This is a genomic window from Craterilacuibacter sinensis (assembly GCF_009831765.1).
In the GTDB taxonomy this organism is placed as follows: domain Bacteria; phylum Pseudomonadota; class Gammaproteobacteria; order Burkholderiales; family Chromobacteriaceae; genus Craterilacuibacter; species Craterilacuibacter sinensis.
The window spans coordinates 77902-104708 of record NZ_WSSB01000012.1; the positions used below are offsets into that span (position 1 = coordinate 77902).

A 26807-nucleotide genomic window follows, 5' to 3' on the forward strand; every position below is an offset into this window, starting at 1 on the left:
AGCAAAAAATCTGCTGAAACCTTGGTTTTACCCGCGTTCAGGGGGTATTCACACTGTATAAAATGCGCTACAGTTCGCGTGTCGGTCATTCAAACGACCGTTTAGAACGATCAATCTAAAAAGTGGTGGAAATACTCTAGGGCTCTGGTAGTATCTCGGATGACTGCAATTTGCAGTTCAAATAGGCAAACAACATTAAAGCTGCAAAGCATAAGAGGGACACATAATGAAGCTCAAACACCTCAGCCTGTCCGTGATGCTCATCGGCGCCGTTTCCACCGTGCATGCTTCCGGCTACCACTTCGGTACCCAGTCGGTTAGCTCGCAGTCGACGGCCAACGCCAGCGCTGCCGAAGCGTCCGATGCATCGACCATCTTCTATAACGCTGCTGGCATGACCAAGCTGCAAGGCACCAATTTCTCCGGCGCACTGAATCTGGTGGCACCGAGCGTGAAGTATGAAAATGCAAAGGGCTCCTATGCGAGTGGTTCGCCTGCAGCCATTGCTGGTAGCAGCAGTGGCAAAATTACCGACGACGTGATTGCTGTTCCACACTTCTATCTGACGCACCAGCTTAACGACAAGATCACCGCCGGTCTCGGTGTTTACGTTCCATTTGCTTCCAAAACATCTTATGACCGTGATTCTGTTCTGCGTTACAACCTGAATGCGACCGAACTGACCACCATCGACTTCAACCCGACCATCGCGTTCAAGCTCAACGAGCAGCATTCGGTCGCTGTCGGCGTGATTGCCCAGCATGCAGAGGCCAAACTGCGTCAATATGCAAACTTTGGTGCGCGACTGCCAGCCAACCTTGGTGGGCCTAACAACGGTGGTGCTGATGGCTATTCCGAAGTAGAAGGCGATGATTGGGGGTTTGGTTTTAATTTGGCATGGTTGTGGGATATCAATGATCAAGCAACCGTTGGCTTGAACTATCGCTCATCAATCAAGCACTCTCTGGAAGGTAGTGCAAAGTGGACTCTGCCGAGTCAGATTAAGCTGGCGAACGGAGCAACGATTGCAACTCCTGCCGCCTTGGCAGCATTCCTGCGAACTGCTGGTTATGCAGCTGATGAGTCGGCTAAGGTCGACATCAAGACCCCCGAGTCGCTTTCCCTTCATGGGCTGTACAAGTACGATCCGCAGTGGACCGGTTTTGCTGACCTGACCTGGACGCGTCACTCGCAATTTGATCGTGCTGAAGTCGTCTATGGCAACAACAAGCCGGGTCCGTTGGGCCCAACAAACAAGACCATCCTGAGCCCGTCGTGGAAGAATACCTACAAGCTGGCCTTGGGTGCTTCCTACCAGTACAGTGAGCCGCTGCAACTGCGTGGCGGTATCGCATACGATAAGTCGCCGGTCCCATCGGAAGACAAGCGCCTGGCAACCATGCCGGATAATGACCGTATCTGGTTCTCGTTCGGCGGTAATTACAAGCTGAACAAGCAGTCTTCGATTGATGCTGCTTACAGCTTCATCAAGATTCGCGATGGTTCGGCCAAGGTCAACGGCTACTGCGGTGGTACCGCTCCGGGTACGGCTGGTACGGTGAATTGCGTATCCAGCTACACCAAGGGCTCCGCCGACTACAAGGCCTACGCCAACTTGCTGGGCGTGCAGTACAACTACCGCTTCTGATCGCCCTTTGATGGGTTTGGGAGCGTGAGTTCTCGGGGCGGGTGGCCGGTTGGCCGGTGCCTGCCCCTATGAAAACAAGGTGGCGCATGATGCGCGCACCTGATGATTGTGTGTTTCAACCAACGAGGAAACCATGTCTCAATCCAAATTCATCGTACGCAAGGTCGCCGTGCTCGGCGCAGGCGTGATGGGTGCGCAGATCGCCGCCCATCTTGTGAATGCCAAGGTCCCGACGGTATTGTTCGATCTGCCGGCAAAAGAAGGCGATAAGAACGGTATCGTACTCAAGGCGCTCGAAGGCTTGAAAAAGCTCAAGCCGTCGCCGGTTTCCAGCAAGGAAGCCATTCAGTACATTACCCCTGCCAATTACGAAGACCATCTGCACCTGTTGAAGGATTGCGATGTGGTGATCGAAGCGATCGCCGAGCGCGCTGACTGGAAAGCCGACCTGTATCACAAGGTGGCACCGTTCCTTGGCGAGCAGACCATTTTCGCCACCAATACTTCCGGCCTGTCGATCAACAAGCTGGCCGAAGCTTGTCCTGATTCGGTGCGCCCGCGTTTCTGCGGCGTGCACTTCTTCAATCCACCGCGCTATATGCATCTGGTGGAAATCATCCCGTGCGTCACCAGCGACGTCGCCATGCTCGACAATCTTGAGCGCTTCCTGGTCACCACCCTGGGCAAGGGCGTGATTCGCGCCAAAGATACACCTAACTTTGTGGCTAACCGTATTGGCGTGTTCTCGATGCTGGCGACCATCGCCAACGCCGAAAAATTCGGCATCCGCTTTGATGTGGTCGACGATCTGACCGGTCCGCGCCTGGGGCGTCCGAAATCCGCGACCTTCCGTACTGCCGATGTAGTGGGTCTGGACACCTTCGCCCATGTGGTCAAGACCATGGACGACACGTTGCCGGAAGACCCGTGGCACGCTTACTTCAAGTCGCCTGAGTGGCTGCAAAAGCTGATCGCTGCCGGTGCGCTGGGTGCCAAGACCCGTGCCGGTATCTACAAAAAAGACGGCAAGATGATGACCGTGTTCGACCCGGCAAGCGGCGCCTATGTGGCCGGCGGCCAGAAGGGTGACGATGCGGTCAAGGACATCCTCAAGATTGCCAACCCGGCAGAAAAATTCAAGAAACTGCGCGAGAGCAGCCATCCGCAGGCTCAGTTCCTGTGGGCATGCTTCCGCGACGTATTCCACTATATCGGCTTCCATCTGGGCGGTATCGCCAACTGCGCGCGCGACGTCGATTTCGCCATCCGCTGGGGCTTTGGCTGGTCTACCGGCCCGTTCGAGACCTGGCAATCGGCCGGCTGGCAGCAAGTGGCCGGCTGGATCGCCGAAGACATCGCCGCCGGCAAGGGCTTGTCTTCTGCCGCGCTGCCAGCCTGGGTGCTGGAAGAAGATCGTGCGGGCGTACATTTTGATGCCGGCTCGTTCGATGCAGCCAGCGGCAAGCTGATTGGCCGCTCGACGCTGGACGTTTACCAGCGTCAGCTGGCACCGGCCAAAGTGCTGGGCGAAACCAGCGCCCCTCTGGGTGAAACCGTATTTGAAAACGCCGGCGTGCGTGCCTTCACCACCGGTGATGACGTACTGGTGGTGTCGTTCAAGTCCAAGGCACATGCCATTGGTCCGGACGTGCTGGAAGGGCTGAACACCGCGCTTGATATCGCCGAGTCCCGCTTCAAGGGTCTGGTGATCTGGCAGACCGAAGAGCCGTTCTCGGTGGGGGCTGACCTCGCATCAATGATGCCGGCCTTCATGACTGGCGACTGGGAAGCGATCGATACGGCTGTTTGCCGCTTCCAGGCCATGTCGATGCGTCTGAAGTACAGCCAGATTCCGGTGGTGGCAGCTACGCAGGGTTACGCCTTTGGTGGCGGCTGTGAGTTCGTGCTGCACGCCGACCGCGTCGTTGCGCATCTGGAAAGCTATATCGGTCTGGTTGAGGTGGGCGTTGGCTTGCTGCCGGCCGGTGGTGGTTGCAAGGAGTTTGCCCTGCGTGCATCGCAAGAAGCGCGTGGCGACATTCTGGCCGCACTCAAAGACTACTTCATGACGGTGGCCATGGCCAAGGTCGCCACCAGCGCGGTTGAAGCGCAGGAAATGGGCTTCCTGAAAAAGTCCGATGTGGTGGTGTTCAACGCTTATGAGCTGTTGTGCGTCGCCAAGAGCGAAGCGCTGGCCATGGCTAATGCCGGCTACCGTCCGCCGCTCAAGGTCAAGGGCTTCCCGGTAGCGGGGCGCGCCGGTGCCGCTTCGATCAAGGGTCAGCTGGTGAATATGCTGGCGGGCCGCTTTATCTCCGAGCATGACTACTATATCTCCGGTCTGGTTGCCGATGTGATGTGCGGTGGTGATGTCGAGCAAGGTACGCTGGTGGACGAGCAATGGATCCTGACGCTGGAGCGCAAGGCATTCATCACCTTGCTGCAAAACCCGAAGAGCCAGGCGCGTATCGCCAATATGCTGACCACCGGCAAGCCGCTGCGTAACTGATAGGGCAGGGTGTCATGGGGTGCGAGGCACACGTTTGCCTTTCGCCCTGTTGCTTTCCCTCAATAGACGACTATGGAGTCAATCGGGTGTGGGTGATGGCCTGCCAGCCGGGTGTAGCACGACCCGCTGCCGGCGCCCCATTCCCGAAGTGGAGTAAAAGAAGATGACCAAACAAGTTCAAGAAGCTTACATCGTTGCGACGACCCGTACGCCGGTAGGCAAGGCACCGCGCGGCATGATGCGCAATGTGCGTCCGGACGACATGCTGGCGCATGTGATCCGTAGCGCGATGGCTCAAGTGCCTAACCTTGATCCATCTCTGATTTCGGATGTGGTGACCGGCTGCGCCTTCCCGGAAGCCGAGCAGGGCCTGAACATGGCGCGTATCGGCGCCTTGCTTGCCGGCCTGCCGGAAACGGTTGGCGGCATCACCATCAACCGCTACTGCTCGTCCGGCATCAACGCCGTGCAGATGGCAGCTGACCGCATCCGTCTGGGCGAAGCCGATATCTGCATCGCTTCGGGTTCGGAGTCGATGTCCATGGTGCCTATGATGGGCAACAAGGTATCGCTTAACCCTGAAATCTTCGCCAAGGATGAAAACCTGGCCATTGCCTACGGCATGGGCCTGACTGCCGAGAAAGTCGCCCAGCAGTGGGGCATCTCGCGCGAAGACCAGGATGCATTCGCGGTCGAATCCAACCGCCGTGCCATTGCCGCGATCGACTCGGGCGCGTTCAAGGCGGAAATCAGCCCGCTGGAAGCCATCTACCGCACGCCGAACCTGGAAACCGGCGAAGTCGTGATCCGCAAGAAACTGCTGGAAAACGACGAAGGCCCGCGTCGCGAAACCACGATGGAAGGCCTGGCCAAGCTGCGCACCGTGTTCGACGCCAAGGGTTCGGTGACGGCAGGCAATAGTTCGCAGATGTCGGACGGTGCCGCTGCCGTGATTCTGGTATCGGAAAAGATCCTCAAGATGTTCAATCTGGTACCACTGGCGCGTTATGTGACTTTTGCAGTCAAGGGCGTGCCGCCGGAAATCATGGGGATTGGCCCGAAAGAAGCGATCCCGCTTGCCTTGCGTCAGGCCGGCATCAGCCAGTCCGACATCAAGTGGATGGAGCTGAACGAAGCCTTTGCCGCCCAGGCGCTGGCGGTGGCTCGTGATCTGGAGCTGGATTTGAATCTGGTCAACCCGAATGGTGGCGCCATTGCTTTGGGTCACCCGCTGGGCGCTACCGGAGCGATCCGTACCGCTACGCTGGTGCATGGCATGCGTAATCGTGGCGAAAAAGGTTACGGCATGGTGACCATGTGTATCGGTACCGGCATGGGTGCGGCAGGGATTCTGGAAATCCTGTAATGCCTATGTAAACCGGCCAGGTGGCATGCTGGCCGGAAATGGAAAACGCCAGTCTTTGAGACTGGCGTTTTTGTTTGTGGGCAAACGCTTTTGTCAGGTATTGACGCGTTCCAGTGTTTCGAAATCGACTTGTGCGGTTTCTTCCAGCTTTGCCAGGCATGCCTTGATACGGATTTGATAGGCTTTGGCATTGGCGGAAAAGATCAGTGTGCGCCCGGCTTCGGCCAGCCGTTGTGGTATCAGCAGCATGCGCTCCCCGCACTTGGCATTGGCCTGAGTCACGTAAAGTGCAGCCAGCGGGTTGGTCGTGTCGGTATGCGTTTCCGACAGGCCGACCACCAGCGGACTGTAGGCAATGACTTCCACGCCGACTTTGGTTCCGCCCTCGGACAAGCGCTGGATGCGGCGGATAACGCCCAATGTGCTGTTCTGGCTTTCCGTCGAGACCCAGATCAGGCGTCCAAGCTTAAGGCCGTCCACATTACGGCCCAGATAGACCAGCCCCATGCCGGTATCGCTGATGTCGTTCACTTTCCAGTTGTCGCCCCGCTCTTCGCTGCTGCGGCTGAGCTTGATGGCCAAGGCAATACGTTCCAGCCCGACTTCGACTAGACTGTTGGCGAATGTAATGGTACGTTCGTGGCGGCGCATGGATTTGCCGCCATCCTGTGACCAGCGGGTGGCCAGTTTGTCCAGCAGGTTCTGCCATGCCTGGCGGTCCAGTGCCGGCAGGGCACGGGTCAGGTTTTCCGGTGTCTGCTGGTCAAATGCCAGCATCAGGTCGGCCAGACGGTTAAGGACAGACTCACCGGACCAATAGCGGCAACCCTTGCCAATTGTGCCGCGACGTAATAGTTGTGGGGCCTGTGCTTGATTCAGGTTCAATACGTATTGAAACTCGCTCGCAGCAGGCTCCTCCTGTAGCTTGACATCACGCACCATGCCCATCAGCAGGTGGCTGACCCCTTCTATTTCCTGAGGTAGCAGATTGTCGGTTTGGGCCAGATGCAGCATGGCAGCGGCAATCAGCAGGCCTTCGGCGGAGGATGCTTCGTGTTTAGGATAGATACGCAGCATTTCACGCTGAAAATGCTGTGCTTCAGTAAACGCATAAATGTGATAAGCCTGTTGCCAGATCGAGGCATCGGCGGTGAGGTAGCGCAAGGCGCTCCATTTCACCAGCCCCAGTTGGTGATGCAGGGCGCGCAAGGTGGCCAGTTTGATGTCGTCTAGCGGGGTGTTTTTGCTGCGCTGGAACTGGCGGATACATAGCTGGTATCCGTTGGACAGCTCACTCCAGTAAGACAGAATACTGGGCAGGTAGGATTGCGATCTGGCATTATTGTCCAGCAATTCAGCGCATATTTTTTCATGGAATGTGTAGGATGCTTCGTCGACATAAAGCAAGGCCTGCAAGCGCTCTTTGAGCGGCACATCCATATCGCTGTTGAGGCGGCTGATCGCCTTGATGATATCAATGAAAGCACTGTGAAATTCGGCTTCGGGCAGGTTCTGCGCCAGTTGGGTAACCGTTGCGGCGCTCGCATGCTGCGATCCGTTACGCCCCATCACCGAGCCGATAAAAGCTTTAAGATCAAACATGTCGCGCTGTACCCGCTGCGTTGTATTGTTTAATTTTCATAATTTTAATTTTTCAGCTATGCCAGTGAAAATGTAAAACCAGTACCAAGAAGCCCAATGAAACTGTGTCGGATATTACTCACTTCTATTTTCTTCGTGATTACCGCCCATCCTGCTCTGGCCAATTTGTCGACACCACCCCGTATTGGTGTCGTTCTGGGCGGCGGCGGAGCACGTGGTTTTGCCCACCTTGGTGCGCTACAGGAACTGGAAAAACTGAAAATCCCCATCAGTTGCATCGCGGGCACCAGTGCGGGCTCGCTGATTGGCGGTATCTATGCAAGTGGTGTGCCATTGTCGCAGCTTGCAGAGACCTTTGCCAGAACAGACTGGGATCTATTGACATCGGGCAAGCCGCCCCGCGCCGATGTACCTTATATCCGCAAGCGTGAAGACACCCGCAACTATCTTGATCTGACGCTAGGCGTAGCCGATGGCAAGTTGCGCCTGCCGCGCGGCGCCATCAATTCTCAGTCCATAGATCTTTATATACGCTACCTGACCCGCGATGCGGCAGCTGGCAGCTTTGATGAGCTCCCCATCCCGTTTCGGGCATTAGCCACCGATCTGGAAACCGGGGACGCCGTGGTATTTGACAAAGGCGATCTGTCTACGGCGCTACGCGCCAGTATGGCGGTGCCCGGTGTGTTTGACGCAGTTAATGTCGATGGCCGTGTTCTGGTCGATGGGATGCTGGCGCGCAACCTGCCGGTGTCCGATATCAAGGGGCGTTGTGCCGATGTGGTGATTGCCATTGATGTGGGAGAGCCCCTGAAGAAAAGCAAGGATATCGAGAGCTGGCTGGATGTCTTGAGCCAAAGTATCAACTTGGGTGTCAATCGCAATGTGCGCGAGCAATTGGCCTTGCTTGGTCCGGATGATGTGTTGTTGCAGCCCAAGCTGGGGAGCACTTCTGCCACCGCGTTTTCCGACAGCATGGCTATTGCGGAAACCGGGCGTCAGGCGGTGCGTGAGCATGCGGCATTATTGTCCCGTTTCTCTCGCTCGGATCAGGATTATCAGGCCTGGCGTGCCAGTTTAAAACGTAAGGCGGCACCACATATCAACGAGGTACAGCTCAAGGAAACCAGTACGGTCAACCGGCAGGCCTTGCAGGAAAAGCTGGCCATTCCAGCGGGCGAGGTGCCACAGAAAGATTTTCTCGACCGGTTGCAATCGGTGTTTGCCGAGGGGGATTACGACAGCCTCTCTTATACCTTGCAGCATGTCGACGGGCGCAATGTCGCTGCGGTCATGCCGGTCGAGCGCAATAGTGGCCCCAATACGCTACGTTTTGGCCTGAGCCTGGAGGGGGCGAGCGATGGGGATGCCACGTTTGCCTTGCTGGCCAGCCAGCGCCGTGTATGGATGAATACGGCGGGCGGCACCTGGTTTAACGAGGCGCGCGTTGGCGAGAATCTGTATTTGGGCAGCGAGTTTTATCAGCCCCTGACGGCTACATCGCCCTTTTTTGTTTCGGCGCGGGCTTTTGTGCGTGACGATATATATTCGCTGTATGACGGCTCGCATAAACGGCTGGCCGATTTTAATCTGCGCGAGCGCCAGATAGGCCTGGCAGGCGGGCTTGCGCTGGGCAAGTATGGCGAGTGGCGACTGGGACTGTTTCGGGGCGACCTCGACTCAGCCGTCAAGGTTGGCGATCCAGCCTTGTTGTCCGACACCCGCTACCATATCGGCGGCATCGAGTCCTCGCTCACCATTGACCAGTTCGATAATCCACGCTGGCCGCGCAAGGGCTACGCCATGCAGCTGAAGGTGCAAAAAGCCATCGAGGCCTGGACGGACCCGGCCTTTGACCAACTCGTCACTTTCGACGGCAGTTTTGATTATGTCACCACCACCGCGCAGGACCTGACCTTGCGCCTGACCGGCAAGTTTAATGGAGGCACTGACGAGGGCCGCTATATTGCGCCCTTGGGCGGTTTCCTTAATTTGTCCGGCTACCAGAAGGATGAGTTGCTAGGCCAGCGCGCGGCCCTGGCTAGGGTGATGGGCTACTGGCGTGTGGCTTCCTTGCCCTCGGCGCTGGGTACCGGGGTATATCTGGGCGGCTCGCTTGAGGCTGGGCGGGTATGGGGCGGACTGTGGCAAGAGAAGCGCAGTAGCTGGCTGCCTGCAGGCTCGGTGTTTATCGGTGCCGACTCCCTGATTGGTCCTTTGTTTGTCGGTGCCGGTTATGGTGAAGGCGGGCGCTTGATTGGCTATTTCTATCTGGGGGCGGATTATTGATCGGGAGCATGCCCTGCTTAGCCTTGCCATCAGGTAATGTTATACAGTAACATCCGCGATCTTGAAAATGGCCGGGGATGGCGTGCGATGGATACGCAACATTATCTGCAAGCGGCAGAGCGGCTTTGTGCCGCCAATGGCGGCAAGCTGACCGAACTCAGGCGCCAGGTGCTAGAGCTGGTGCTGGGCTACCCCGGCGTGGTCAAGGCGTATCAGGTGCTGGCCGATTTACAGCGCGACCGCGGCGCGGCTGCGCCCCCTACCGTCTACCGCGCACTGGACTATCTGGCTCAGTACGGCATGTTGCATCGTGTTGATGCCTTGAACGGTTATATTGTCTGCCACCATTTCGAGTGCAGCCATCAAGCCCTGATTCTGGCCTGCGAACAGTGTGGCGGGGTCGAAGAACTCGATGCCGACGCGACTTTTCAGTCTCTTTCCCAAACAACGGCCCGTGCCGGTTTTGTGCCGCGTGCGCAAAGTCTGGTACTGACCGGCAGTTGCAAACATTGCCAGCCATGAAAAAAACCATAGTCAATCTGCTCAGCGGCTTTCTCGGCGTCGGCAAGACGACCGTATTGCGACACCTGATCGCACACAAGCCGGCACACGAGCGCTGGGCCATTATCGTCAACGAATTCGGCGAAATCGGTATCGATGGCGCCGTGCTCTCCGATGGCGAGGTGCCGGTGGCCGAAATTGCCGGCGGTTGCCTGTGTTGTGTGGCGGGGCCGCAAATGACCGTGACCGTTGCCACTTTGCTGCGTCGCGAACGCCCTGACCGGCTGATTATCGAAGCCAGCGGCCTTGCCCACGCCGCCAGCGTGATCGACGAATTGCGCGCCAAGCCCTTGGGCGATGCGCTGGAAATCGGCGCGGTGCTGACCCTGGTGGATCCGCGCCAGTTTGTGAACCCCGATTACGCCTTGCAGCCGCTCTATCGCGATCAGGTTGCCATTGCCGATGTGTTGCTGGCGACCAAGCTGGATTTGTGCGACAGCGCGACGCTGGGCACATTCCGCGATAAGGCTGCGGCATTGTTCCCGGCCAAAATGCTGGTAGCTGAGGTTGCACAAGGTGCGGCAGATCCGGCCTGGCTGAGCCTGATGCCCGCGGCCAAGCCGCGCTATCGCCCGGCGCTGGCCAAAGGGACCGATGGTGGTTGGCAGTCTCAGGGCTGGACCTTCCCACCTGAGCGAGACTTTGACGGCGAGCGTCTGACCCGCCTGTTCGATGATCTGCCTCGCCTCGTGCCCGGCCTTGTGCGGGCCAAAGGGGTATTTCGCGTTCTGGGCAGCTGGGTGTGGCTGAACTGGAGCGAAGGGCAGTGGGGGGCGGCACAGGTTGCCTGGCGGCGTGACAGCCGCTTTGAAGTGATCGCGCCTGGAATAGATGCAGCAGCACTCGAGTCGGCGCTCAATGCCTGTCTGGAGTCAGTCTGATGCATGCGCATTCGCACGAAAAACCGCGCCGCCTGCGCCTTAGCCTGATCACGATGTCGGCACTGGACCGTTTGCTGGGTGTGGCCGTCTTGCTGATTATCCTGTGGGGCTTGGTGGCCTGGGCGCTGGGGACGAATTCATGAAAATAGCCCTCAAAAACCTGACGGTTTCCTATCAGCGCCACCCTGCAGTACATCACGCATCGGGCGAGTTTGCCCTGGGTGACGCGACGGCGATTTTTGGGCCGAATGGCGCGGGTAAAAGCACGCTGCTTAAGGCGATGATGGGTGCGCTCAAGCCGGATGCGGGGTCGGTTGAGCTATCGGGTCTGGCGGTGCGGGACATCGCCTATTTGCCACAGCAGTCGGAAATAGACCGCTCCTTGCCGGTGTCTGTGACCGATCTGGTCGCGACTGGTTTATGGCACGAGTCTGGTGCTTTTGGCCGCATGGGGCGGACTGGTTTGGCGCGTGTGGCCCATGCGCTCGAGCAGGTGGGACTCACCGGTTTTGCCGCTCGCCCCATCAGTGCCTTGTCCAGCGGGCAATTCCAGCGCGTCCTGTTTGCGCGCATCCTGGTGCAGGACGCGCGCCTGATTCTGCTGGACGAGCCTTTTAACGCGGTGGATGCCAAGACGACCTTTGATTTGCTGGAGCTGGTGCGGCAATGGAAAGAGGAGGGCAGAACGGTGATTGCCGTGCTGCACGACTATGAGCAGGTGCGCGCCTATTTCCCGTATACCTTGCTGATGGGGCGTGAAGTCATCGCCTGGGGTACGACCGAAACGGTGTTGACCGATGCCAATTTGCGCCGTGCAGTCGACCGCACCGCCAGCTGGCACGACAAGGCGCCGGTGTGTCACACCGATGAGGAGGCCGCATGATCTGGCAGACTATTTATGATTTTGCTTTTGCGCCCTTTATCGAGTTCAGCTTTATGCGCCGCGCGCTGGTGGCCTGTATCGCGCTGGCGCTGGGCTCGGCGCCTATCGGACTATTGCTGGTCATGCGGCGCATGAGCCTGATGGGCGATGCCATGAGTCATGCCGTGCTGCCAGGGGCGGCCATCGGCTTTATGCTGGCTGGCCTGTCCTTGCCGGCGATGAGTCTGGGCGGCTTTGTGGCGGGTGTGCTGGTTGCCATATTGGCGGGGCTGGCGACGCGCTACACCTCGGTCAAGGAAGACGCGAGCTTTGCCGCGTTTTACCTCTTGTCACTTGCTGCCGGTGTGTTGCTGGTTTCCGTGAGTGGCAGCAATGTCGATCTGATGCATATCCTGTTCGGCTCGGTTCTTGCGGTAGATGATATGGCCTTGCTGCTGGTTGCTGGCGTGGCCTCCGTAACCTTGACCATGCTGGCGATTATCTGGCGTCCGCTGTTGCTGGAGTGTCTGGATCCGGTTTTTTTGTCGGCTGTGCGAGGTGGCGGGCAATGGTGGCACCAGTTATTTTTGCTGCTGGTCGTACTGAATCTGGTTGCCGGTTTTCAGGCGCTGGGAACCTTGATGGCGGTGGGGCTGATGATGCTGCCGGCGATTACTGCGCGCTTGTGGGCGCAAAGTGTTGGCGGCATGCTGCTCTGGTCGGTGAGCGTGGCCATGCTTTCCGGTTTTGGCGGGCTGTTGCTGTCTTATCATGTGGAGCTGCCGTCCGGTCCTTCCATCATCCTGCTGGCCGGCTTGTTTTATCTGGTTTCCTTGTTGTTCGGGTCACAAGGCGGCGCGCTGCCGCGCTACATCCGTGCCCGGCATTTTGAAGAGTAAAATATGAAAAAAGTAGCCATGTTGCTGCTGATGGCAGCTTTCCCGCTTTCTGCCTGGGCCAAAATGCCTGTTGTCACCAGTTTTAGCATTATTGCCGACATGACCCGTGAAATCGGTGGCGACCGGATTGAGGTCGTGTCGCTGGTTGGACCTGATCAGGATGCGCATGTATTTCAACCTAAGCCGGCCGACGTCAAGCGCGTGGGTGAGGCTAAGGTTTTTGTGGTCAATGGTTTGGGTTACGAAGGCTGGATGGGGCGCCTGACACGCGCTGCCAATTTTAAGGGGGTCGTCGTTTCGGCGGCGTCTGGTGTTTCAGCGCTTAAAGTGGCGAGTGATGATCACGATCATGGTCATGGTGCTATTGATCCTCATGCCTGGCATGATCCGGTACGGGTGCAAAACTACATCCATAATATCGAGGCGGGTTTGACGAAGGCCGATCCTGCAGGTCGCGATATCTATCGCCAGCGTGCGGCGGCTTACTCGGCCAAGGTCAAGGCGATGGATGCATGGGCTGTTCAGCAGTTTTCCACCATACCGCTAGCACAGCGCAAGGTATTGAGTTCGCACAATGCTTTTGCCTATCTGGGGGCGCGTTACCAGATCAGCTTTCTGGCACCTCAAGGGGTCAGTACCGATGCCGAGGCTTCGGCCAAATCGGTGGCCCGGTTGGTGCGCCAGGTGAGACAGGACAAGATACGTGCAGTATTTGCCGAAAATATGGCCAGCCAGCGCCTGATGGATCAGCTCTCGCGTGAAGCTGGCGTCAAGGTCGGTGGCAAGCTGTATTCGGATGCCTTGTCTCCCTCGGGCGGCCCGGCGGACAGCTATCTTGCGCTGTTCCGCCATAATGTTTCGGCTATTGTTTCTGCGCTTAAATAAGCGCCAGGCGTAACAAGGGGATGATGCCGGTCAGCGTAACCAGCAGACCGGCTCCCCGCCGGACATAGCGTTGCTGCAGTAGCTGTTTAAGCCGCGTGGCAAACACCCCCATCAGCAGCAAATTAGGCAAAGTGCCCAGTGCAAAGGCCAGCATCAGCAGGGCGCCATGGCTGGCGCTTGCGCTAGCCAGTGCCGACAGGCTGGCGCTATACACCAGGCCGCAAGGTAGCCAGCCCCAGAGCGCGCCGATAGCCAGTGCTTGTGGCAGCGTCCTGATCGGCAACAGCCGCCGTGACAGCGGTTGCAGGCGACGCCATAGCGGGCGACCAATCGCCTCTATGCGGCTCAATAAACCGGACAGGCCCGCCAGATATAAGCCCATCAGGATCAGGATCAGATTGGCCGCAATATAAAGTAGCAGTTGCACCTTTGCCAGATGTCCGCCGGACAAGGCAAAACCGCTGATGCCACCGGCTAATGTACCGATCAGGACATAGCTGGCGATGCGGCCGGTGTTGTAGCCGGCGAGAAGCAGCCAGTTGGCTTGATGCTTGGCGTGTTGTGGTGACAGCGCAGTCACAATGCCGCCGCACATGCCCAGGCAATGCCCCCCGCCGAGCAAACCTGCAACAAAAAGAGAAAACAGACTGGTTTCCAGCATGGTGGCCTGTAAAAAATTCAGATTTTAACAGGCTCTGCTTAGATATACGGCTGATGCTTGTCTATAAAGCATGAGTTATCTATCTGTGTCATGCCAGTGTCGAATTGTACGCACTGGTGAGAAAGCCTGAGAACAGGCCGCCAGGTTGCTATCGATCTGGCTTTAAAGAACTCAAGGATTGTATTTTAAGTAGCTAAAGTCAGGCCTTGCGCCTATAGCAGATTTTATGCAGAACAAGATTAAAGGAGTGGAAATGAAATTCATCGTAGTAGAAAAACTGGGGCAGTCTGCCATTGTCACCATTGACAATGCCCCTGCCAATACACTTGGGCTGGATGTCCTCGCTGAGCTGGAGTCTACGGTAAAAAGCTTGTCGAATGATGAAAACATCCGCGCATTAGTGGTAACAGGTGCGGGGGATCGGTTTTTTTGCTCTGGAGCCGATCTCAATATGTTTACCTCGGGTGACAAAGAGAAGGCCGCGCAAGTCATTGATGCCTTTGATCGCTCATTTGCAGCTATCCGCAACTTTGACGGGGTGACCGTCGCGGCCATTAATGGCTATGCACTGGGCGGTGGGCTGGAGCTTGCATTGTGCTGTGATTATATGGTTGCAGAGCAAGGTGCGCTGATGGGGCTGCCCGAGGCGCGGGTTGGTCTGATTCCGTGCGCCGGCGGCACCAAAATGCTGGCGGACAAAGTCGGCAAAGCCTGGGCTAAGCGCATTGTCTTGGGGGGCGAGACCGTGGATGCCCGCAAAGGTTTTGACATCGGCCTGCTGGAAGAGATTGTTGACCCCGGTTTTGCAAAAATTGTCGCGGTTAGCCTGGCTGAAAAAGTCGGAGGGCAAGGTACGTCCGCCGTGGCGGCGGCACGACAGCTGATTGACAACTCCAGTGACGTGACGCTGACGAGCCAGCTGGAGGCGGAACGATCGGCATTTCTTCAGCTGATCGGCAGTGCGGAACAATTGGAGGGCGTGCAGGCTTTTATTGAAAAGCGCAAGCCGATCTGGTGCACCGAAGATGAGGACTAAGGTTGCCCAAGCATATAGCTAAGTGGTGCCAGCAGTTGGCGCGCCAGATTGAGCAGGATAGGGCTGGTGATGGCAAGTAGCACAAAAATAGACCAATGGGTCTGTCCGTTATGCTTGGCCTCTGCCAGAAGTACGCGGTAAGCCGCATAGATCAGCAGCACCATCAGGCTGGGTAGCAATAAATAGGCGGTCAGGATCTCTGGTGCTTTTAATGATGCCAAAAGTATGCCGCTATGTACGGCCAAGTGGGCGTTGTAATAAGCACCAAGTTTGCGGCTTTTTTCCGGGTAGTACAGACCTTTGCTCGTCCAGCGTGCACTGCTAAGTGACCATAAGGCAGAGGCAATGCCTGTCACTGCGTAGAAATACGCTAGCGGCAGGTAAAGCGCCCAGAGCTTGAGTGAGGGGAGCGTCAGTTTGGTCAGAATGGCGGCAATAAAGTAGGCGGCAAAGAGCGCCGCCATGCCGGTGGCGCTGCGGCTACGACAAATCAGCCAAAGGCCATGTAGCAGATAAAGCAGTAGCATCAACGCAAGGCCGATGTTTGCCGCTGTCACTGGCATGTGCTCATGCTGTGCCATAAGGCATGCGACAGGATTGTCCCGATCTGTGCCAGATAGTGCGTATCCAGTTCAGGGCTGAAGCGGTCTGTATCCTCGCTTGCAATCACTAATAGGCCGAAGGCTTCTCCGTCGGGGCTACGCAGGGAGAGCTTGGCAAAGGATTGCAGTACGGGCTCGGGCAAAAAGCATGCAACAAGCTCTTCGCTTGCATAGTGGCCACAGCTAGGGGCATGCAGTTTGTGCGCCTGCTGTTGTAGTACTGTCGAAGCGCGAAGGTTTGGGGCTAATTGACTGCTGCCCCATAATCGGATCAGTACCCGATTCAGGCCGAATTGCTGTTCAAAACAATCAAGTGCAGCCTGAACGCAGGCATTGGTTGAATGTCTTGGCAGCAGGCTCAGCGTCAGTTGATGCATGCGGTCAAGCAATACTTCATTTTCTTGCGCCTGTTGCTGCAATTGCGCCAGTTGGCGCTTAATTTCGGTATTTTGTGACTGAAGCTGGCGGATTCTCTGCTCGGCAAAAGGAATGATGACCTGATCTTTTGGATGCAGCCAGCCAAATTCTTCGGTTTTCTGGCGGATAAACTCCGGGTTGTTAAGCAGGAAATCCAGCACCTCCTCGCTTTGCATCAGCTAGCCTTTCCGATTTCTATTTCACCGGTAAAGACTGTAACGGCAGGCCCGCTCATCATGACTGCATGACCTTCCCCTTGCCAGCGTATCGTCAGATCCCCTCCGCGTGCATGTACCAAGACTTCATGGTCCAGCCAGCCTTGACGAATGCCGGCAACTACGGCTGCACAGGCACCCGTGCCGCAGGCTAGCGTTTCGCCGGCACCGCGCTCGTATACACGCAGGGCGATTTCATTGCGCTTGATGACTTGCATAAAGCCGGCATTAACCCGCTCGGGAAAGCTCGGATGTGATTCAAGTACTGGTCCCAGCGTCGCAACTTCTGCCGTTGCCAGATCTTCAACCCGTAACACCGCGTGCGGGTTTCCCATGGATAGGGCAGCTATCTGGTACGGCTTGCCAGAGAGCATGATGGGGTAGGCGAGTGCGGCAGTGTCGGCAAGAAAAGGAATCTCTTGCGGGGTGAAGCGGGGAATGCCCATATTGACGACGATGCGCCCTGTCAGATCCATTTCCGGGACGATGACACCGCGCGCGGTTTCGACGCGGATAGCCCGCTTCGCGGTCAACTGCTGTTCAATGACAAACTTGACGAAACAGCGTGCGCCATTGCCGCACTGCTGGACTTCGCTGCCATCATTGTTGTAAATGCGGTAGCAAAAATCGTTTTCCGGCTGATGGGCGGGCTCGACCAATAGCAACTGGTCAAAGCCGATGCCGAAGTGGCGGTCTCCCAGTTCGCGTATATGTTCCGGAGAGAGGCTGACTGTCTGGCGCACACCGTCTATCACCATGAAGTCATTGCCAAGGCCGTGCATCTTGCTGAATTTTAGTTTCATGTGAACGCAGAGTGTGCAAAAGGGTAAGGCATATCATAAACGATATGCGTGCTACTTAATACCGGGTAAGACATGGGCATTGACAGCTTACTAACCGGTAAGTAGAGTCAGATCCATGAAAATGGAATCTGCCGTCAAAGGGGAAACCCGCAAGAAAATCCTCGATTTAGCCGAGGCTTTGCTGCTAAGCCATGGCTACCATGGTTTCAGTTATCAGCAAATCAGCAAGGTATTGGGCGTGCGCAATGCAGCCATCCACTACCATTTCCCGCATAAGACCGATCTGGGTGTGGCGCTGATACAGCGTTACCGCCGGCGTTTTGCCCGCTTTACCGATTCCCAGCAGCTATTGAGCGGACGGGAGCAACTGGAGCGTTATTTTGAGCTCAGTGAAACCTATTTCGCCAAAGACAGGCAGATTTGTCCAAGTGGCGTCCTGTCTACCGAATTTCCGCGCCTGCCCGAAATCATGCAGGCAGAAGCATCGGCATTCATTGACGAGATGCGAAGCTGGGCTGTACTCATCGCCTTGAAGGGGAGGGCAGAAGCCACGATGACTTATGCCGGCGAAGCTGAGGCTATCGGAGCCGTCCTGTTTTCGACATTACAAGGTGCACTGCAACTGGCACGCATAGATGAAAACATACTGGTGACTGTCAAAAACCAGATTAGAGCCATGCTGGGCATCAACATGGCCGGTTTACACGAGAAGGCGGATAAATAGTATGACGTATAAAAAAAACAGGATGAGCCGTATTGCGGATAAGACCTTATGCTTGCCCACTGGCATGCGTAGTATGGTTTTGAGCCGGATTTTTGGCCGTGTTGTTCCTTTCCTGGCTACATCCGGGCTGCGTTTTGACGAGGTCTCACCTCAGAAAATGGTCGTTTCCCTTCGCAATCAGCGCAAGATCCAAAACCATATCAAGGGTGTGCACGCAGCAGCGATGGCATTACTGGCGGAAACCGCGACTGGTTTTGTTGTCGGCATGAATATGCCGGACAATAAGCTGATGCTGCTCAAGTCCATGCATGTCGATTATTTGAAGCGTGCGCAAGGCGGAATGTGTGCCGAGGCAACACTATCTGCCGAACAGATAAGGAGCATGCACGAACAGGACAAGGGGGATGTCACGGTTAGCGTACGCGTGACGGATGAATCAGGGGAAGAACCCGTTCGTTGTAAAATGATCTGGGCCTGGGTGCCCCAAAAGCGTCAGTAAACCCCGTCGCAATAATACATCAGGAGAGTCAGAGATGAATTTCAATACCCTTACGTTAACCGTCATCGACCACGTTGCCCATGTCAGATTCAATCGTGCAGACAAGGCTAATGCGCTGAATGAAGAGATGTGGCGTGAACTGAAGGCGGCTTTCGAGTGGTGTGATGAAAATACCGAAGTGCGTGCTGCCGTATTATCCGGGGAAGGTAAACATTTTTGTTCCGGTATCGACCTGAGCATGCTCATGGGGGTGCAGGCGGCCGTTGCTGACAAGTGCGATACGCGCAAGCGCGAAAAGCTGCGCAAACTGATTCTAGAGCTGCAAGCTTGCGTATCCAGTCTGGAGAACTGCAGCAAGCCGGTCATTGCTGCCATTCATGGGGCTTGCGTAGGTGGTGGGCTGGATATCGCGCTGGCCGCCGATTTCCGCTACGCCAGCCGGGATGCGGTTTTCAGCGTACGTGAAGTCGACATGGGAATGGTGGCCGATGTGGGCACTTTGCAGCGTTTGCACCATGTGGTTGGTCAGGGGGTATGCCGGGAAATGGCGCTAACGGGTTGCGATGTCAAAGCGGAACAGGCCCAGGCGTGGCAACTGGTCAATCAGCTATTCGATGATGCAGCTTCCGTTGTCGATGGCGCATTGAGCGTAGCTCGCGCTATCGCGGGCAAAAGTCCGGTCGCAGTGCGCGGGAGTAAGCATGTTATCAACTACAGTCGCGACCATAGTGTGGCGGATGGTTTGCAGTATATTGCGACCTGGAATGCGGGGATGTTGATGTCGGAAGACATCCAGAAAGCGGTGATGGCCAGCATGACCAGGCAGCAGGCCGAGTTTCGTGATTGATGATAAGCCAGGGCTAGCCCCAAGCTTACCTGCACGGCGCGGACGCTCCCGGCGGTCAAGGGCTACGACAGCGAACGCATTTGGAGGCAAATCGGGCCCCGAGGGGCCCGAGCCTGGCTGAAGCAGTACCGGGCAGTGGCATTTCACCATGGCAAGCGGAAGCGAAATTACGAAAGCATGGTCGCAATGGCCTGTGCGTTTTTATGGCTGCCGATGTGTAACGTCAATAAAGCCTAATATCGGCGGTAAAATTTCGTGAAAGAATAAGCGATGCTTGCCACCTTGATGCTTTTTACCAGCAAAGTATTTTTTGTCATGGCCGCCTTGCTGCCGATCATGAACCCGCCGGGTATGGTGCCCATCTTCCTGGCCCAAACTTCGCGTAATAGCGAAGCGCAGCGCCATTATCTGGCACGGCGTATCGCGATCAGCAGCTTTGTCCTGTTATTGGGCAGTATGTATATCGGCAGCTTCGTGCTGGAGTTTTTTGGTGTTTCCCTGCCGGTGGTGCAGCTTAGCGGCGGCTTGCTGATTACCTTCTCGGCCTGGCGTTTGCTGAACGATACGCCGGCCGATGCCAGTCCGACTAGCATGCAAGGTGGCGAGCATATTAGTAAGGAAGAGCTTAAACAGCATGCTTTTTATCCGCTGGCATTTCCCTTGACCGTAGGTCCCGGCTCGGTTTCGGTGGCCATTACGCTGGGCGCCTCCATGACCCAGGCCGAGCACGGCCTGCTCAAATATACGCTGGCCCCGGCTGCCAGTCTGGTCGGTGTGGCGCTGGTCAGCCTGATGGTGTTTTTGTGTTACCGCCATGGCGAGAAGCTATTGCGTTATCTGGGCGAAACCGGCGAACTGGTCTTTATGCGCCTGACGGCGTTTATATTGCTGTGTCTGGGGGTGCAGATTATGTGGGACGGCTTCAGCCAGCTGGCAGGCAGCCTGCTTAAGAATCAGCTCTGAGTCGCGGCGGCCTTGTTCGCCGTTGGGCGGTGGGCAAAGATTTAATCTTCGGCCAGCACCGCCTGATTGCGGCCCTTGTTTTTCGCCAGATAAAGCGCCTGATCCGCGGACTTGATCAGTTGGTCCAAACTAATGTGCTGGCCACGGCGGCTGCCGGCTATGCCTGCACTCAATGTGAGCGGGATGGTGGCGTCTCCCAGGGGCAAACCTTGGCGCTCGACCTTGAACAGCATGCGGCGCGCGGCTTCCAGAGCCTGATCTGTTGTCGTGTTCGGCATCAACATAATGAATTCTTCGCCGCCATAGCGCCCGAAAAGGTCTTCGCGCCGCGTGCTATCCAGCAGGTTCAGGCTGATAGCCTGCAAGGCCTGATCTCCGACGGCATGCCCCCAGGTATCGTTTATCTGCTTGAAATGGTCGGCATCAAACAGAATCAGACTAAGTGGCATGCCATTTTGCAAGGCTTCCTGCTGCAACTGTTCTGCACAATGACGAAAATGGCGTCGATTGTACAAACCGGTCAAGGAATCAATACGTGCCAGCTTTTCGGCTTTTCTTTGTAGTGCAGTACGCTGTCTGACTTCTTCTTCCAGCGTTTCATTGCGCTTGAGCGCCGCATGCTTGGCATCTTCGGCGGCATGGATGCGGTGACGGATTTCCAGATATTGCAGGCGGCGCTCAGCAGCCTCACCCAGCAAGGCTTCCTTTTTTTCATGGAAGCCCTGATAGTGCAGCAGCGCCTCGCGATAGCGTTCTTGTTGCTGTAGCAACATGGAAAGCTGCTGATGGGCAAGATAAACCAGCCGGCTGTCACCTGTCTTGCCGGCAAGGGCTAATGCATTGCTAAGTAGCTCTTCAGCCTCATTGAGCTGCCCTAATCTGACTTGACGTAGCCCCATATAATAGAGTGTCTGGGCTTCGTGACGCGGCAGTTGCAGGCGTCTTGCCAGCGCCAGTGCCTCATGCAGGCTGGCGCTGCCGTCTTCACCCACGCCATCCTCGGCCTTGGCCAGTGTAACGAGGTACTCTGCCAGATATTCTTCATGCCCCAGACTACGTAGCAGTAAAATGCTGCGCCGGATATAGACCAGCGCTTCGCGCCCTTGCCCCATGGCAAGTTTGCTATTGGCCAGGCTGTCCAAAGCCAGACTTTCTACCATGAGGTCGCCTGTTTCCCGGGCAAGCTGTATGCTGCGCTCCAGATAGGAGACCGCCTTGTCGTGCTGCCCGAGAAAATAGTAGGTAAAACCCAGGCTGTTCAGTGCGCGTGCCAGCCACGTACTGGGCTCTCCGTTTTCCAGGGTATGGACAGCATCCAGTAAAATGGCCATTGCATCCGGATACAAGCCTTGCAGGATGTAGATATTGCTGATCAGGCACAATAGCCGGGCCTCGGCCTGACTATCTGCGGCCTGTACTGCCAACTGCTGGGCACGTACCAGATCTTCCATCGCCACCATAAAGTGGCCTTGTGCAGTCCGTATCTGGCCGCGCAATTGCAAGGCTTGTAAGAGACGCGGCGCATCCTGCGCCTCTGTCCGGGCCAGCAAATGCTCAAGACAGACAAGCGTGTCACCCAGATTGATGGCGTAGCGCATTTGCGCTTCATCTAGTTTGGCATTGAAGTCTTTAAAACGGTCTGCGGGCATGAGGTCGATTTATTGATAAACGAAGCATTTGAGACGACCGAACAATATATAATTTAATCATTATAATGTCGAGGCTAGTGTCTCTAGCCGGGAGTAGTCATGTCAGAAGATATCCGCCTGAGTCGCCGCCTGACCGAACTGGGTCTGGTCGCATCGCGACGCGAAGCCGATGAATGCATAGAAATGGGCTTTGTCCGCGTAGATGGTGAAACGGTACAAGCCCTGGGAAGTCGCATCAGCGCCACCCAAACCATTACGCTGGAGCGCAGCAAGATTCAGCCGCCGCCTTCCCGTGTCACCCTGCTGTTGAATAAGCCCGCTGGCGTCGCCAATCCTTTGCCTTTATTGCAAGCTGCGACACGCTGCGACAAAGACCGCAGCGGCTGGGCCTGGCTTTCCCGTTGTAGCACCCATTTGCAAGAAGCTGGCTGGCTGGATGCGGACAGTAGCGGCTTGATGGTGCTAACGCAGGATGGTGCGTTGGCCAACCGCTTAACGCGGGATGCGCGCGATTACGAGCAAGAGTACTTGGTATGGGTGGATGGCGGGCTGGATGAGGCGGCACTGGTGCGTTTGAATGCCATACGCGAGCTGGACGATGGCCCTTTGCTCCCATTCAAAGCCAGTCGTCAGGGCGGGCGGCAGCTACGTCTGGTCCTGCGCGAGAACCGCGAGTATCTGGTCCATCGCCTGCTGGATGAGGCCGGTCTCAAGACACAGATGGTTAAGCGCCAGCGTATCGGCCGCATTGCCCTGGGACATCTGGAAGAGGGCCAGTGGCGCTATCTGATGATGGGCGAGCGCTTTTAAACGCTCAAATGCCGGGTGGTACGTGAGCGATACGTAGCGCCCGGCATGTTTATTACTGCACGAAGCCGCTATCCGTTCAGATAAAGAGCTCGGAAATCATGCAGCGCACCGAGCCGCCACCGTAGGTTTCGATGGTCTTCACATCCGGCGAGATGATTTCGCTGCTTTTTTCGATGATGGCCCGCTGTTCGGCCGTCAGGCAGTCGTAGGTTGCCTTGGTCATCACGGTAAAGCGCTTGCCGCCGGTGCCTTCCAGTTCGATCTCGTTGCCGGCGAAGTGGTTGATCTGCTCTTCGCTTACATCGATGATTTCCTTGCCGTTTTCTTCCAGTTCCTTGACCACCATCGCGCGCTCGGCGGGGTCGTCGATGGAGGACAGACAGATCACGGCGAATTTCTCGCCCAGACCCATCATCACATTGGTGTGGTAGATGGCTGCGCGGCGGTTCTGGTAGGTCTGGAAGGCGTGAAAGGCGACGGGTTTGAAGTCGTTGTCGGCGCAGAACTGGCGGAACAGCGTCTCGTCGGCGCGTACCGACAAGCAGCAATAGGCCTTGCGGTTGACGCGGTCCAGTACCATGGCGCCGGTGCCTTCGAGGAACTGGTTCTTTTCTTCGTACTGCGTGTAGTTGGTCAATTCGACATGCGCCAAGCCGATGGATTCGATCAGACGGCCCAGGAACTTGATGCGCTCGGTACGGCGGTCATGGGCAAACATCGGGCACAGTGCCAGCTTGCCGCCTTCCTGCGATACGAACCAGTTGTTGGGGAAAATGCTGTCTGGTGTTTCGCACAGTTGGTTGTCGTCCTGCAGTACATGCACGGTAATGCCCTTGCTCTGCAGTAGGGCCACCATATTGTCGAATTCAATCAGCGCCTTGGCCTGCACGATGTCGCGTTTTTCACCCAGATTGTGCTGGTAAAAATCATTAGCTGCCGTCTCCTGATTGAAATAGAAGGAAACCGGGCGAACCATACAAATTTGATTGGTAATCTGGCGAGCCATAGTGAACATCTCCTGAACTAGGTAAATACCCGGCTTGCTGGATAGACCCGGGTGTATACAATGTCGATATCGGCGCACAGGCGGCATAAAGCTGCGCCACCTGTCGACTTGTTCAGCATAGACGTGCAATTTGTACGCTTCCACCCGCATTGCCGCTATAAATTTCGCCGGGCATTTACCTCAGCAGTAGCGCTGCTGGATGCTGGAAAAGTCTTCTGCACCATGACCGGCGGCCACATGTTTTTCAAATAGCGTATACGCCAGCGCGCCAAGCGGCGTATCGGCATGAGACGCATGGGCACTGTCGCGTGCCAGCCCCAGGTCCTTGAGCATCAGGCTGGTCATAAAGCCGCCGCTGTAACCGCGACTGGCCGGGCTGTTGGCCATAACGCCGGGCCAGGGGTTATAGACTTCAAGTGCCCAGTTGCGCCCCGAGCTTTTGCTCATGATGTGCGACAAGACGGCAGGGTCGAGCCCGTTTTTTACCCCCAGTGCCAGTGCTTCGGCCGTGCCGGCCATCAGGATGCCCAGCAGCATGTTGTTGCAGATCTTGGCGCTTTGTCCTGCACCATTCTCGCCGGCATGAAATACCGCTTGCCCCATGGCCTGCAGTAGCGGCTGCGCCCGCTCAAGATCATGCGCTGCGCCGCCAACCATAAAGGTCAGCGTGCCTGCCGCCGCGCCCGCCGTACCGCCGGACACCGGCGCGTCCAAGAGCGCGATGCCATGCTGGCTTAAGTCCTGTGCCAGGCGGCACGTAGTGGCAGCATCGATGGTGCTGCAATCTATTGCCAGCGTGCCTGCTTTCATCCGGGGCAGGATGTCCCGGTACAGGCTCTCGACATGGCGCGCAGCCGGCAACATGCTCAGCACAATGCCCGCACCAGCGGCGGCATCTTCGGCACTCGTCGCCACCTTGGCTCCCAGTGTGGCCAGCGTGTCCATGGCACTGGCTGACAAGTCGTAAACTGTGACGTCAAAGCCCTTGCGCACCAGATTGGCCGCCATGGGGCCACCCATATTCCCCAGCCCGATAAAAGCAATTTTTTCCATTTTTCTGTTTCCTATAGCAAGTCGGCCAGCGGGTGCGCATCGCGTGCCCAGGGCGAAGTGAAATGTGCGGCGATGGCCGCCGGATCTATATCGGCAAGGCTCTGGCTACTCCATTGCGGCTGCCGGTCTTTATCGACCAGCAGCGCGCGTACCCCTTCGCGAAAATCGGGGCGGGCGCAGAAGTTGACCGACAGCACAAGCTCCATGCGTAAAGCCTCGGCCAGCGACAGATGACGGGCACGGCGGAAAATTTCCCACGTCACCGCCGCCGACATCGGACAGCCGGCGGCAAAGCCGCTGGCCGCGCCAGCAAGCCAGGCATCGCTGCCGCCATGAGCTTGCTGCAAGGCGTCGGCGACTGCCGTCAGGCTGCCGCGGTTCATTAACTGGTGGATGGCAATCAGCCTTGGTGCAATGTGCGAGTCGGGCAGGGCATGCGGGCAGGCGTCTTCCAAACTATCGAGCAAGGCGCTGACGGTGGCAAAATCATCGCCACCATCCCAGCTTGCGTGATGCAAGGCGTCAAGCAGCTTGGGCCAACTGGCGTGATCCAGCACACAATCGGCCAGATTGGCGATCAGCGCATCATGGGCATTGATCGCGGCACCGGTCAGCCCCAGAAACAGCCCCAGCCTGGCGGGCATGCGTTGCAAAAACCAGCTGCCGGCCACATCCGGATACAGGCCAATGGCGATCTCGGGCATGGCAATGCGGGTACGCTCGGTGAGTACCCGGTGGCTCGCCCCCGCAAGCAGCCCCAGCCCGCCACCCATCACGATGCCGTTGCCCCAGACGATAAGCGGCTTGGGGTAGGTGTGGATGGCGTAGTCCAGCCGGTACTCATCGGTAAAGAAGCTTTGCGCCGCAGGACTGGGGTAGCGCGTATCTTGCAGCAAGGCCTCGCGCAAGGCGCGCACATCACCGCCGGCACAGAAGGCCTTGTCGCCGGCGCCGCGCAGCACTACACAGGCGACCAAAGGGTCGCGCTGCCAGCGGGCGAGCTGGTTTGCCAGCAGGCCGACCATGTCATGGCTTAGCGCATTCAGCGATTTTTCGGCATTCAGCGTAGCTAACGCGATACGGTGGCCGCTGGCGGTGGTGAAGCTGTCGAATAAAACAGGGCTGTCCATCCGGTGTCCTTTACTGCCAGTGCGGCGTACGTTTTTGCAGGAAAGCGGCGACGCCTTCTTGCTGGTTGGCACCATCGAACAGACCGACAAACAGCTCGCGCTCCAAAGGCAGGTTCAAGGCCGGCGCATTGAAGCGTGCGCGCTGGATCAGCGTCTTGCAGGCGGCAACCGAATCGGGCGACGCTCCGCTCACCTTTTCCGCCAGAGCCAGCGCGGCGGCGCGTGCATCCCCCGGTGCCACCACTTCCTCGATCAGGCCGATGCGCAGCGCGGTGGCCGCATCGACGCGTTCGCCCAGCAAGATCATGCGCTTGGCCCAGCCTTCGCCCACCAGGTGCGGCAACAGTTGGGTGCCGCCGGCACACGGCAACAGCCCCACCGCCGCCTCGGGCAGTGCCATTTGCGCGCCGTGCGCGGCGACGCGGATGTCACAGGCGAGCGCCACCTCCAGCCCGCCGCCCATGGCGTAGCCGTTGATGGCGGCAATGCTGACGCCGCGCCAGCCCGACAGTGCCTCGAAAGCGCGCCCGAACAGGCGCGACAAATCGGTGGCCGCCGCGTGCGAGCCGTCGGCAAACTGCTTGAGATCGGCCCCTGCGCAGAAAAACTTGCTACCGGCACCGGTGAGCACCAGCGCACGGATAACGGTCTGCGAGTCAAGGTCGCATACCAGCTGGTGAAGGGCCGTCAGGCTCTGTGCGGTCCAGGTATTGGCCGGCGGGTTGTCCATCACCACCAGCAAGGTGGTGCCGTGTTGTTCCAGCACGAGGCCGGGGTAATGTGGCTGCATTCTGTGTTCCTTGTCCGTGTTGTTGTCTGGGCTAGCTTGCCGCTGCGTGGGCCGGTGGCGGTAGATACCGTCTTGCCCATCATGCGGTCAAGTAGTCCGA

Annotated in this window: 26 protein-coding genes and 1 pseudogene; 17 read left to right on the forward strand and 10 right to left on the reverse strand. The window is 57.2% G+C overall.

Going from position 1 to position 26807, the window contains the following annotated elements; all coding sequences use genetic code 11:
• Positions 1 to 226 precede the first annotated feature (226 nt).
• From GQF02_RS12835 to GQF02_RS12845, 3 genes are all read left to right on the forward strand, one after another.
• A complete protein-coding gene (locus tag GQF02_RS12835; protein WP_160797674.1) occupies positions 227 to 1648 on the forward strand; it encodes an OmpP1/FadL family transporter in 1422 nt (473 codons plus the stop codon).
• A 133-nt stretch (positions 1649 to 1781) separates the two neighbouring features.
• Positions 1782 to 4157 carry a 3-hydroxyacyl-CoA dehydrogenase/enoyl-CoA hydratase family protein gene (locus GQF02_RS12840; protein WP_160797676.1) on the forward strand — a complete coding sequence of 792 codons (2376 nt, stop codon included), beginning with the start codon at positions 1782 to 1784 and terminating at the stop codon, positions 4155 to 4157.
• Between the two features lie 163 nt (positions 4158 to 4320).
• On the forward strand, positions 4321 to 5523 hold the full coding sequence (locus GQF02_RS12845; protein WP_124734028.1) for an acetyl-CoA C-acyltransferase: 1203 nt from the start codon (positions 4321 to 4323) through the stop codon (positions 5521 to 5523).
• Between the two features lie 93 nt (positions 5524 to 5616).
• On the opposite strand, the gene GQF02_RS12850 is transcribed toward GQF02_RS12845, so the two are convergent.
• Positions 5617 to 7125 (reverse strand): PilZ domain-containing protein, encoded by a 1509-nt coding sequence (locus GQF02_RS12850; RefSeq protein ID WP_160797678.1) that lies wholly within the window; start codon positions 7123 to 7125, stop codon positions 5617 to 5619.
• 96 nt (positions 7126 to 7221) lie between these two features.
• Between GQF02_RS12850 and GQF02_RS12855 the strand changes: the two genes are divergently transcribed.
• The 7 genes from GQF02_RS12855 to GQF02_RS12880 all read left to right on the forward strand — a co-directional run bounded on the left by GQF02_RS12855 (position 7222) and on the right by GQF02_RS12880 (position 13502).
• Positions 7222 to 9414: a patatin-like phospholipase family protein gene (locus GQF02_RS12855; RefSeq protein ID WP_160797680.1), complete on the forward strand. Its 2193-nt coding sequence runs from the start codon at positions 7222 to 7224 to the stop codon at positions 9412 to 9414.
• An 87-nt stretch (positions 9415 to 9501) separates the two neighbouring features.
• Complete coding sequence (locus GQF02_RS12860) at positions 9502 to 9936, forward strand: transcriptional repressor (protein WP_124734025.1); 435 nt, start codon at positions 9502 to 9504, stop codon at positions 9934 to 9936.
• Positions 9924 to 10856, forward strand: a complete 933-nt coding sequence (locus tag GQF02_RS12865; RefSeq protein ID WP_220789471.1) for a CobW family GTP-binding protein — start codon at positions 9924 to 9926, stop codon at positions 10854 to 10856. The genes GQF02_RS12860 and GQF02_RS12865 overlap by 13 nt, the downstream gene beginning before the upstream one ends.
• Positions 10856 to 10999 carry a hypothetical protein gene (locus tag GQF02_RS15845; protein WP_220789469.1) on the forward strand — a complete coding sequence of 48 codons (144 nt, stop codon included), beginning with the start codon at positions 10856 to 10858 and terminating at the stop codon, positions 10997 to 10999. Before GQF02_RS12865 ends, GQF02_RS15845 begins: the two co-directional genes overlap by 1 nt.
• Positions 10996 to 11739 carry a metal ABC transporter ATP-binding protein gene (locus GQF02_RS12870; protein ID WP_160797684.1) on the forward strand — a complete coding sequence of 248 codons (744 nt, stop codon included), beginning with the start codon at positions 10996 to 10998 and terminating at the stop codon, positions 11737 to 11739. The genes GQF02_RS15845 and GQF02_RS12870 overlap by 4 nt, the downstream gene beginning before the upstream one ends.
• Complete coding sequence (locus tag GQF02_RS12875; RefSeq protein ID WP_124734022.1) at positions 11736 to 12617, forward strand: metal ABC transporter permease; 882 nt, start codon at positions 11736 to 11738, stop codon at positions 12615 to 12617. Before GQF02_RS12870 ends, GQF02_RS12875 begins: the two co-directional genes overlap by 4 nt.
• A gap of 3 nt (positions 12618 to 12620) precedes the next feature.
• Positions 12621 to 13502 carry a metal ABC transporter substrate-binding protein gene (locus GQF02_RS12880; protein WP_160797686.1) on the forward strand — a complete coding sequence of 294 codons (882 nt, stop codon included), beginning with the start codon at positions 12621 to 12623 and terminating at the stop codon, positions 13500 to 13502.
• On the opposite strand, the gene GQF02_RS12885 is transcribed toward GQF02_RS12880, so the two are convergent.
• Positions 13495 to 14163: a sulfite exporter TauE/SafE family protein gene (locus GQF02_RS12885; RefSeq protein ID WP_160797688.1), complete on the reverse strand. Its 669-nt coding sequence runs from the start codon at positions 14161 to 14163 to the stop codon at positions 13495 to 13497. The genes GQF02_RS12880 and GQF02_RS12885 overlap by 8 nt on opposite strands.
• Before the next feature lie 253 nt (positions 14164 to 14416).
• On the opposite strand from GQF02_RS12885, the gene GQF02_RS12890 reads away from it, so the two are divergent.
• Positions 14417 to 15199, forward strand: a complete 783-nt coding sequence (locus tag GQF02_RS12890; protein ID WP_124734019.1) for an enoyl-CoA hydratase — start codon at positions 14417 to 14419, stop codon at positions 15197 to 15199.
• Here the strand turns inward: GQF02_RS12890 and GQF02_RS12895 are convergent.
• Genes GQF02_RS12895 through dapF form a run of 3 tightly spaced genes read right to left on the reverse strand, consistent with a single transcriptional unit; the run spans position 15196 to position 17236 of the window.
• Positions 15196 to 15762 carry a hypothetical protein gene (locus GQF02_RS12895; RefSeq protein ID WP_160797690.1) on the reverse strand — a complete coding sequence of 189 codons (567 nt, stop codon included), beginning with the start codon at positions 15760 to 15762 and terminating at the stop codon, positions 15196 to 15198. The genes GQF02_RS12890 and GQF02_RS12895 overlap by 4 nt on opposite strands.
• Positions 15753 to 16394, reverse strand: coding sequence for a DUF484 family protein (locus tag GQF02_RS12900; RefSeq protein ID WP_160797692.1), 642 nt, complete (start codon positions 16392 to 16394; stop codon positions 15753 to 15755). Before GQF02_RS12900 ends, GQF02_RS12895 begins: the two co-directional genes overlap by 10 nt.
• Positions 16394 to 17236 carry a diaminopimelate epimerase gene (gene dapF / locus GQF02_RS12905; protein WP_160797694.1) on the reverse strand — a complete coding sequence of 281 codons (843 nt, stop codon included), beginning with the start codon at positions 17234 to 17236 and terminating at the stop codon, positions 16394 to 16396. Before dapF ends, GQF02_RS12900 begins: the two co-directional genes overlap by 1 nt.
• A gap of 115 nt (positions 17237 to 17351) precedes the next feature.
• Between dapF and GQF02_RS12910 the strand changes: the two genes are divergently transcribed.
• The 5 genes and pseudogenes from GQF02_RS12910 to GQF02_RS12925 all read left to right on the forward strand — a co-directional run bounded on the left by GQF02_RS12910 (position 17352) and on the right by GQF02_RS12925 (position 20269).
• Positions 17352 to 17960 carry a TetR/AcrR family transcriptional regulator gene (locus GQF02_RS12910; protein WP_160797696.1) on the forward strand — a complete coding sequence of 203 codons (609 nt, stop codon included), beginning with the start codon at positions 17352 to 17354 and terminating at the stop codon, positions 17958 to 17960.
• A gap of 1 nt (position 17961) precedes the next feature.
• On the forward strand, positions 17962 to 18459 hold the full coding sequence (locus GQF02_RS12915; RefSeq protein ID WP_160797698.1) for a DUF4442 domain-containing protein: 498 nt from the start codon (positions 17962 to 17964) through the stop codon (positions 18457 to 18459).
• Positions 18460 to 18493: 34 nt separating this feature from the next.
• Complete coding sequence (locus GQF02_RS12920; RefSeq protein WP_160797700.1) at positions 18494 to 19306, forward strand: crotonase/enoyl-CoA hydratase family protein; 813 nt, start codon at positions 18494 to 18496, stop codon at positions 19304 to 19306.
• Positions 19307 to 19312: 6 nt separating this feature from the next.
• Positions 19313 to 19543: pseudogene (locus tag GQF02_RS16010) on the forward strand (hypothetical protein); the annotation flags it as partial.
• 33 nt (positions 19544 to 19576) lie between these two features.
• Positions 19577 to 20269 (forward strand): MarC family protein, encoded by a 693-nt coding sequence (locus GQF02_RS12925; RefSeq protein WP_160797702.1) that lies wholly within the window; start codon positions 19577 to 19579, stop codon positions 20267 to 20269.
• Between the two features lie 41 nt (positions 20270 to 20310).
• On the opposite strand, the gene GQF02_RS12930 is transcribed toward GQF02_RS12925, so the two are convergent.
• On the reverse strand, positions 20311 to 21918 hold the full coding sequence (locus tag GQF02_RS12930; RefSeq protein WP_160797704.1) for a tetratricopeptide repeat-containing diguanylate cyclase: 1608 nt from the start codon (positions 21916 to 21918) through the stop codon (positions 20311 to 20313).
• Positions 21919 to 22017: 99 nt separating this feature from the next.
• Between GQF02_RS12930 and GQF02_RS12935 the strand changes: the two genes are divergently transcribed.
• Positions 22018 to 22728, forward strand: a complete 711-nt coding sequence (locus tag GQF02_RS12935) for a pseudouridine synthase (RefSeq protein ID WP_124734010.1) — start codon at positions 22018 to 22020, stop codon at positions 22726 to 22728.
• A 76-nt stretch (positions 22729 to 22804) separates the two neighbouring features.
• On the opposite strand, the gene ctlX is transcribed toward GQF02_RS12935, so the two are convergent.
• From ctlX to GQF02_RS12955, 4 genes are all read right to left on the reverse strand, one after another.
• Positions 22805 to 23734: a citrulline utilization hydrolase CtlX gene (ctlX, locus tag GQF02_RS12940; protein ID WP_160797706.1), complete on the reverse strand. Its 930-nt coding sequence runs from the start codon at positions 23732 to 23734 to the stop codon at positions 22805 to 22807.
• 180 nt (positions 23735 to 23914) lie between these two features.
• Positions 23915 to 24787, reverse strand: coding sequence for a 3-hydroxyisobutyrate dehydrogenase (gene mmsB / locus GQF02_RS12945; protein ID WP_160797708.1), 873 nt, complete (start codon positions 24785 to 24787; stop codon positions 23915 to 23917).
• A gap of 11 nt (positions 24788 to 24798) precedes the next feature.
• Positions 24799 to 25917: an enoyl-CoA hydratase/isomerase family protein gene (locus GQF02_RS12950; RefSeq protein WP_160797710.1), complete on the reverse strand. Its 1119-nt coding sequence runs from the start codon at positions 25915 to 25917 to the stop codon at positions 24799 to 24801.
• A 10-nt stretch (positions 25918 to 25927) separates the two neighbouring features.
• Positions 25928 to 26707, reverse strand: coding sequence for an enoyl-CoA hydratase (locus GQF02_RS12955; RefSeq protein ID WP_160797712.1), 780 nt, complete (start codon positions 26705 to 26707; stop codon positions 25928 to 25930).
• Positions 26708 to 26807 lie beyond the last annotated feature (100 nt).

What these genes read in the sequence shown, in the direction of transcription:
- GQF02_RS12900 (WP_160797692.1), bottom strand. Translation starts at nt 16,394, where the DNA reads ATGCAAAGCGAGGAGGTGCTGGATTTCCTGCTTAACAACCCGGAGTTT.
- GQF02_RS12855 (WP_160797680.1), top strand. Translation starts at nt 7,222, where the DNA reads ATGAAACTGTGTCGGATATTACTCACTTCTATTTTCTTCGTGATTACC.
- GQF02_RS12875 (WP_124734022.1), top strand. Translation starts at nt 11,736, where the DNA reads ATGATCTGGCAGACTATTTATGATTTTGCTTTTGCGCCCTTTATCGAG.
- GQF02_RS12915 (WP_160797698.1), top strand. Translation starts at nt 17,962, where the DNA reads ATGACGTATAAAAAAAACAGGATGAGCCGTATTGCGGATAAGACCTTA.
- GQF02_RS12850 (WP_160797678.1), bottom strand. Translation starts at nt 7,125, where the DNA reads ATGTTTGATCTTAAAGCTTTTATCGGCTCGGTGATGGGGCGTAACGGA.
- mmsB (WP_160797708.1), bottom strand. Translation starts at nt 24,787, where the DNA reads ATGGAAAAAATTGCTTTTATCGGGCTGGGGAATATGGGTGGCCCCATG.
- ctlX (WP_160797706.1), bottom strand. Translation starts at nt 23,734, where the DNA reads ATGGCTCGCCAGATTACCAATCAAATTTGTATGGTTCGCCCGGTTTCC.
- GQF02_RS12860 (WP_124734025.1), top strand. Translation starts at nt 9,502, where the DNA reads ATGGATACGCAACATTATCTGCAAGCGGCAGAGCGGCTTTGTGCCGCC.
- dapF (WP_160797694.1), bottom strand. Translation starts at nt 17,236, where the DNA reads ATGAAACTAAAATTCAGCAAGATGCACGGCCTTGGCAATGACTTCATG.
- GQF02_RS12910 (WP_160797696.1), top strand. Translation starts at nt 17,352, where the DNA reads ATGAAAATGGAATCTGCCGTCAAAGGGGAAACCCGCAAGAAAATCCTC.
- GQF02_RS12890 (WP_124734019.1), top strand. Translation starts at nt 14,417, where the DNA reads ATGAAATTCATCGTAGTAGAAAAACTGGGGCAGTCTGCCATTGTCACC.
- GQF02_RS12955 (WP_160797712.1), bottom strand. Translation starts at nt 26,707, where the DNA reads ATGCAGCCACATTACCCCGGCCTCGTGCTGGAACAACACGGCACCACC.
- GQF02_RS12870 (WP_160797684.1), top strand. Translation starts at nt 10,996, where the DNA reads ATGAAAATAGCCCTCAAAAACCTGACGGTTTCCTATCAGCGCCACCCT.
- GQF02_RS12935 (WP_124734010.1), top strand. Translation starts at nt 22,018, where the DNA reads ATGTCAGAAGATATCCGCCTGAGTCGCCGCCTGACCGAACTGGGTCTG.
- GQF02_RS12840 (WP_160797676.1), top strand. Translation starts at nt 1,782, where the DNA reads ATGTCTCAATCCAAATTCATCGTACGCAAGGTCGCCGTGCTCGGCGCA.
- GQF02_RS12835 (WP_160797674.1), top strand. Translation starts at nt 227, where the DNA reads ATGAAGCTCAAACACCTCAGCCTGTCCGTGATGCTCATCGGCGCCGTT.
- GQF02_RS12925 (WP_160797702.1), top strand. Translation starts at nt 19,577, where the DNA reads ATGCTTGCCACCTTGATGCTTTTTACCAGCAAAGTATTTTTTGTCATG.
- GQF02_RS15845 (WP_220789469.1), top strand. Translation starts at nt 10,856, where the DNA reads ATGCATGCGCATTCGCACGAAAAACCGCGCCGCCTGCGCCTTAGCCTG.
- GQF02_RS12950 (WP_160797710.1), bottom strand. Translation starts at nt 25,917, where the DNA reads ATGGACAGCCCTGTTTTATTCGACAGCTTCACCACCGCCAGCGGCCAC.
- GQF02_RS12845 (WP_124734028.1), top strand. Translation starts at nt 4,321, where the DNA reads ATGACCAAACAAGTTCAAGAAGCTTACATCGTTGCGACGACCCGTACG.
- GQF02_RS12920 (WP_160797700.1), top strand. Translation starts at nt 18,494, where the DNA reads ATGAATTTCAATACCCTTACGTTAACCGTCATCGACCACGTTGCCCAT.
- GQF02_RS12885 (WP_160797688.1), bottom strand. Translation starts at nt 14,163, where the DNA reads ATGCTGGAAACCAGTCTGTTTTCTCTTTTTGTTGCAGGTTTGCTCGGC.
- GQF02_RS12880 (WP_160797686.1), top strand. Translation starts at nt 12,621, where the DNA reads ATGAAAAAAGTAGCCATGTTGCTGCTGATGGCAGCTTTCCCGCTTTCT.
- GQF02_RS12930 (WP_160797704.1), bottom strand. Translation starts at nt 21,918, where the DNA reads ATGCCCGCAGACCGTTTTAAAGACTTCAATGCCAAACTAGATGAAGCG.
- GQF02_RS12895 (WP_160797690.1), bottom strand. Translation starts at nt 15,762, where the DNA reads ATGCCAGTGACAGCGGCAAACATCGGCCTTGCGTTGATGCTACTGCTT.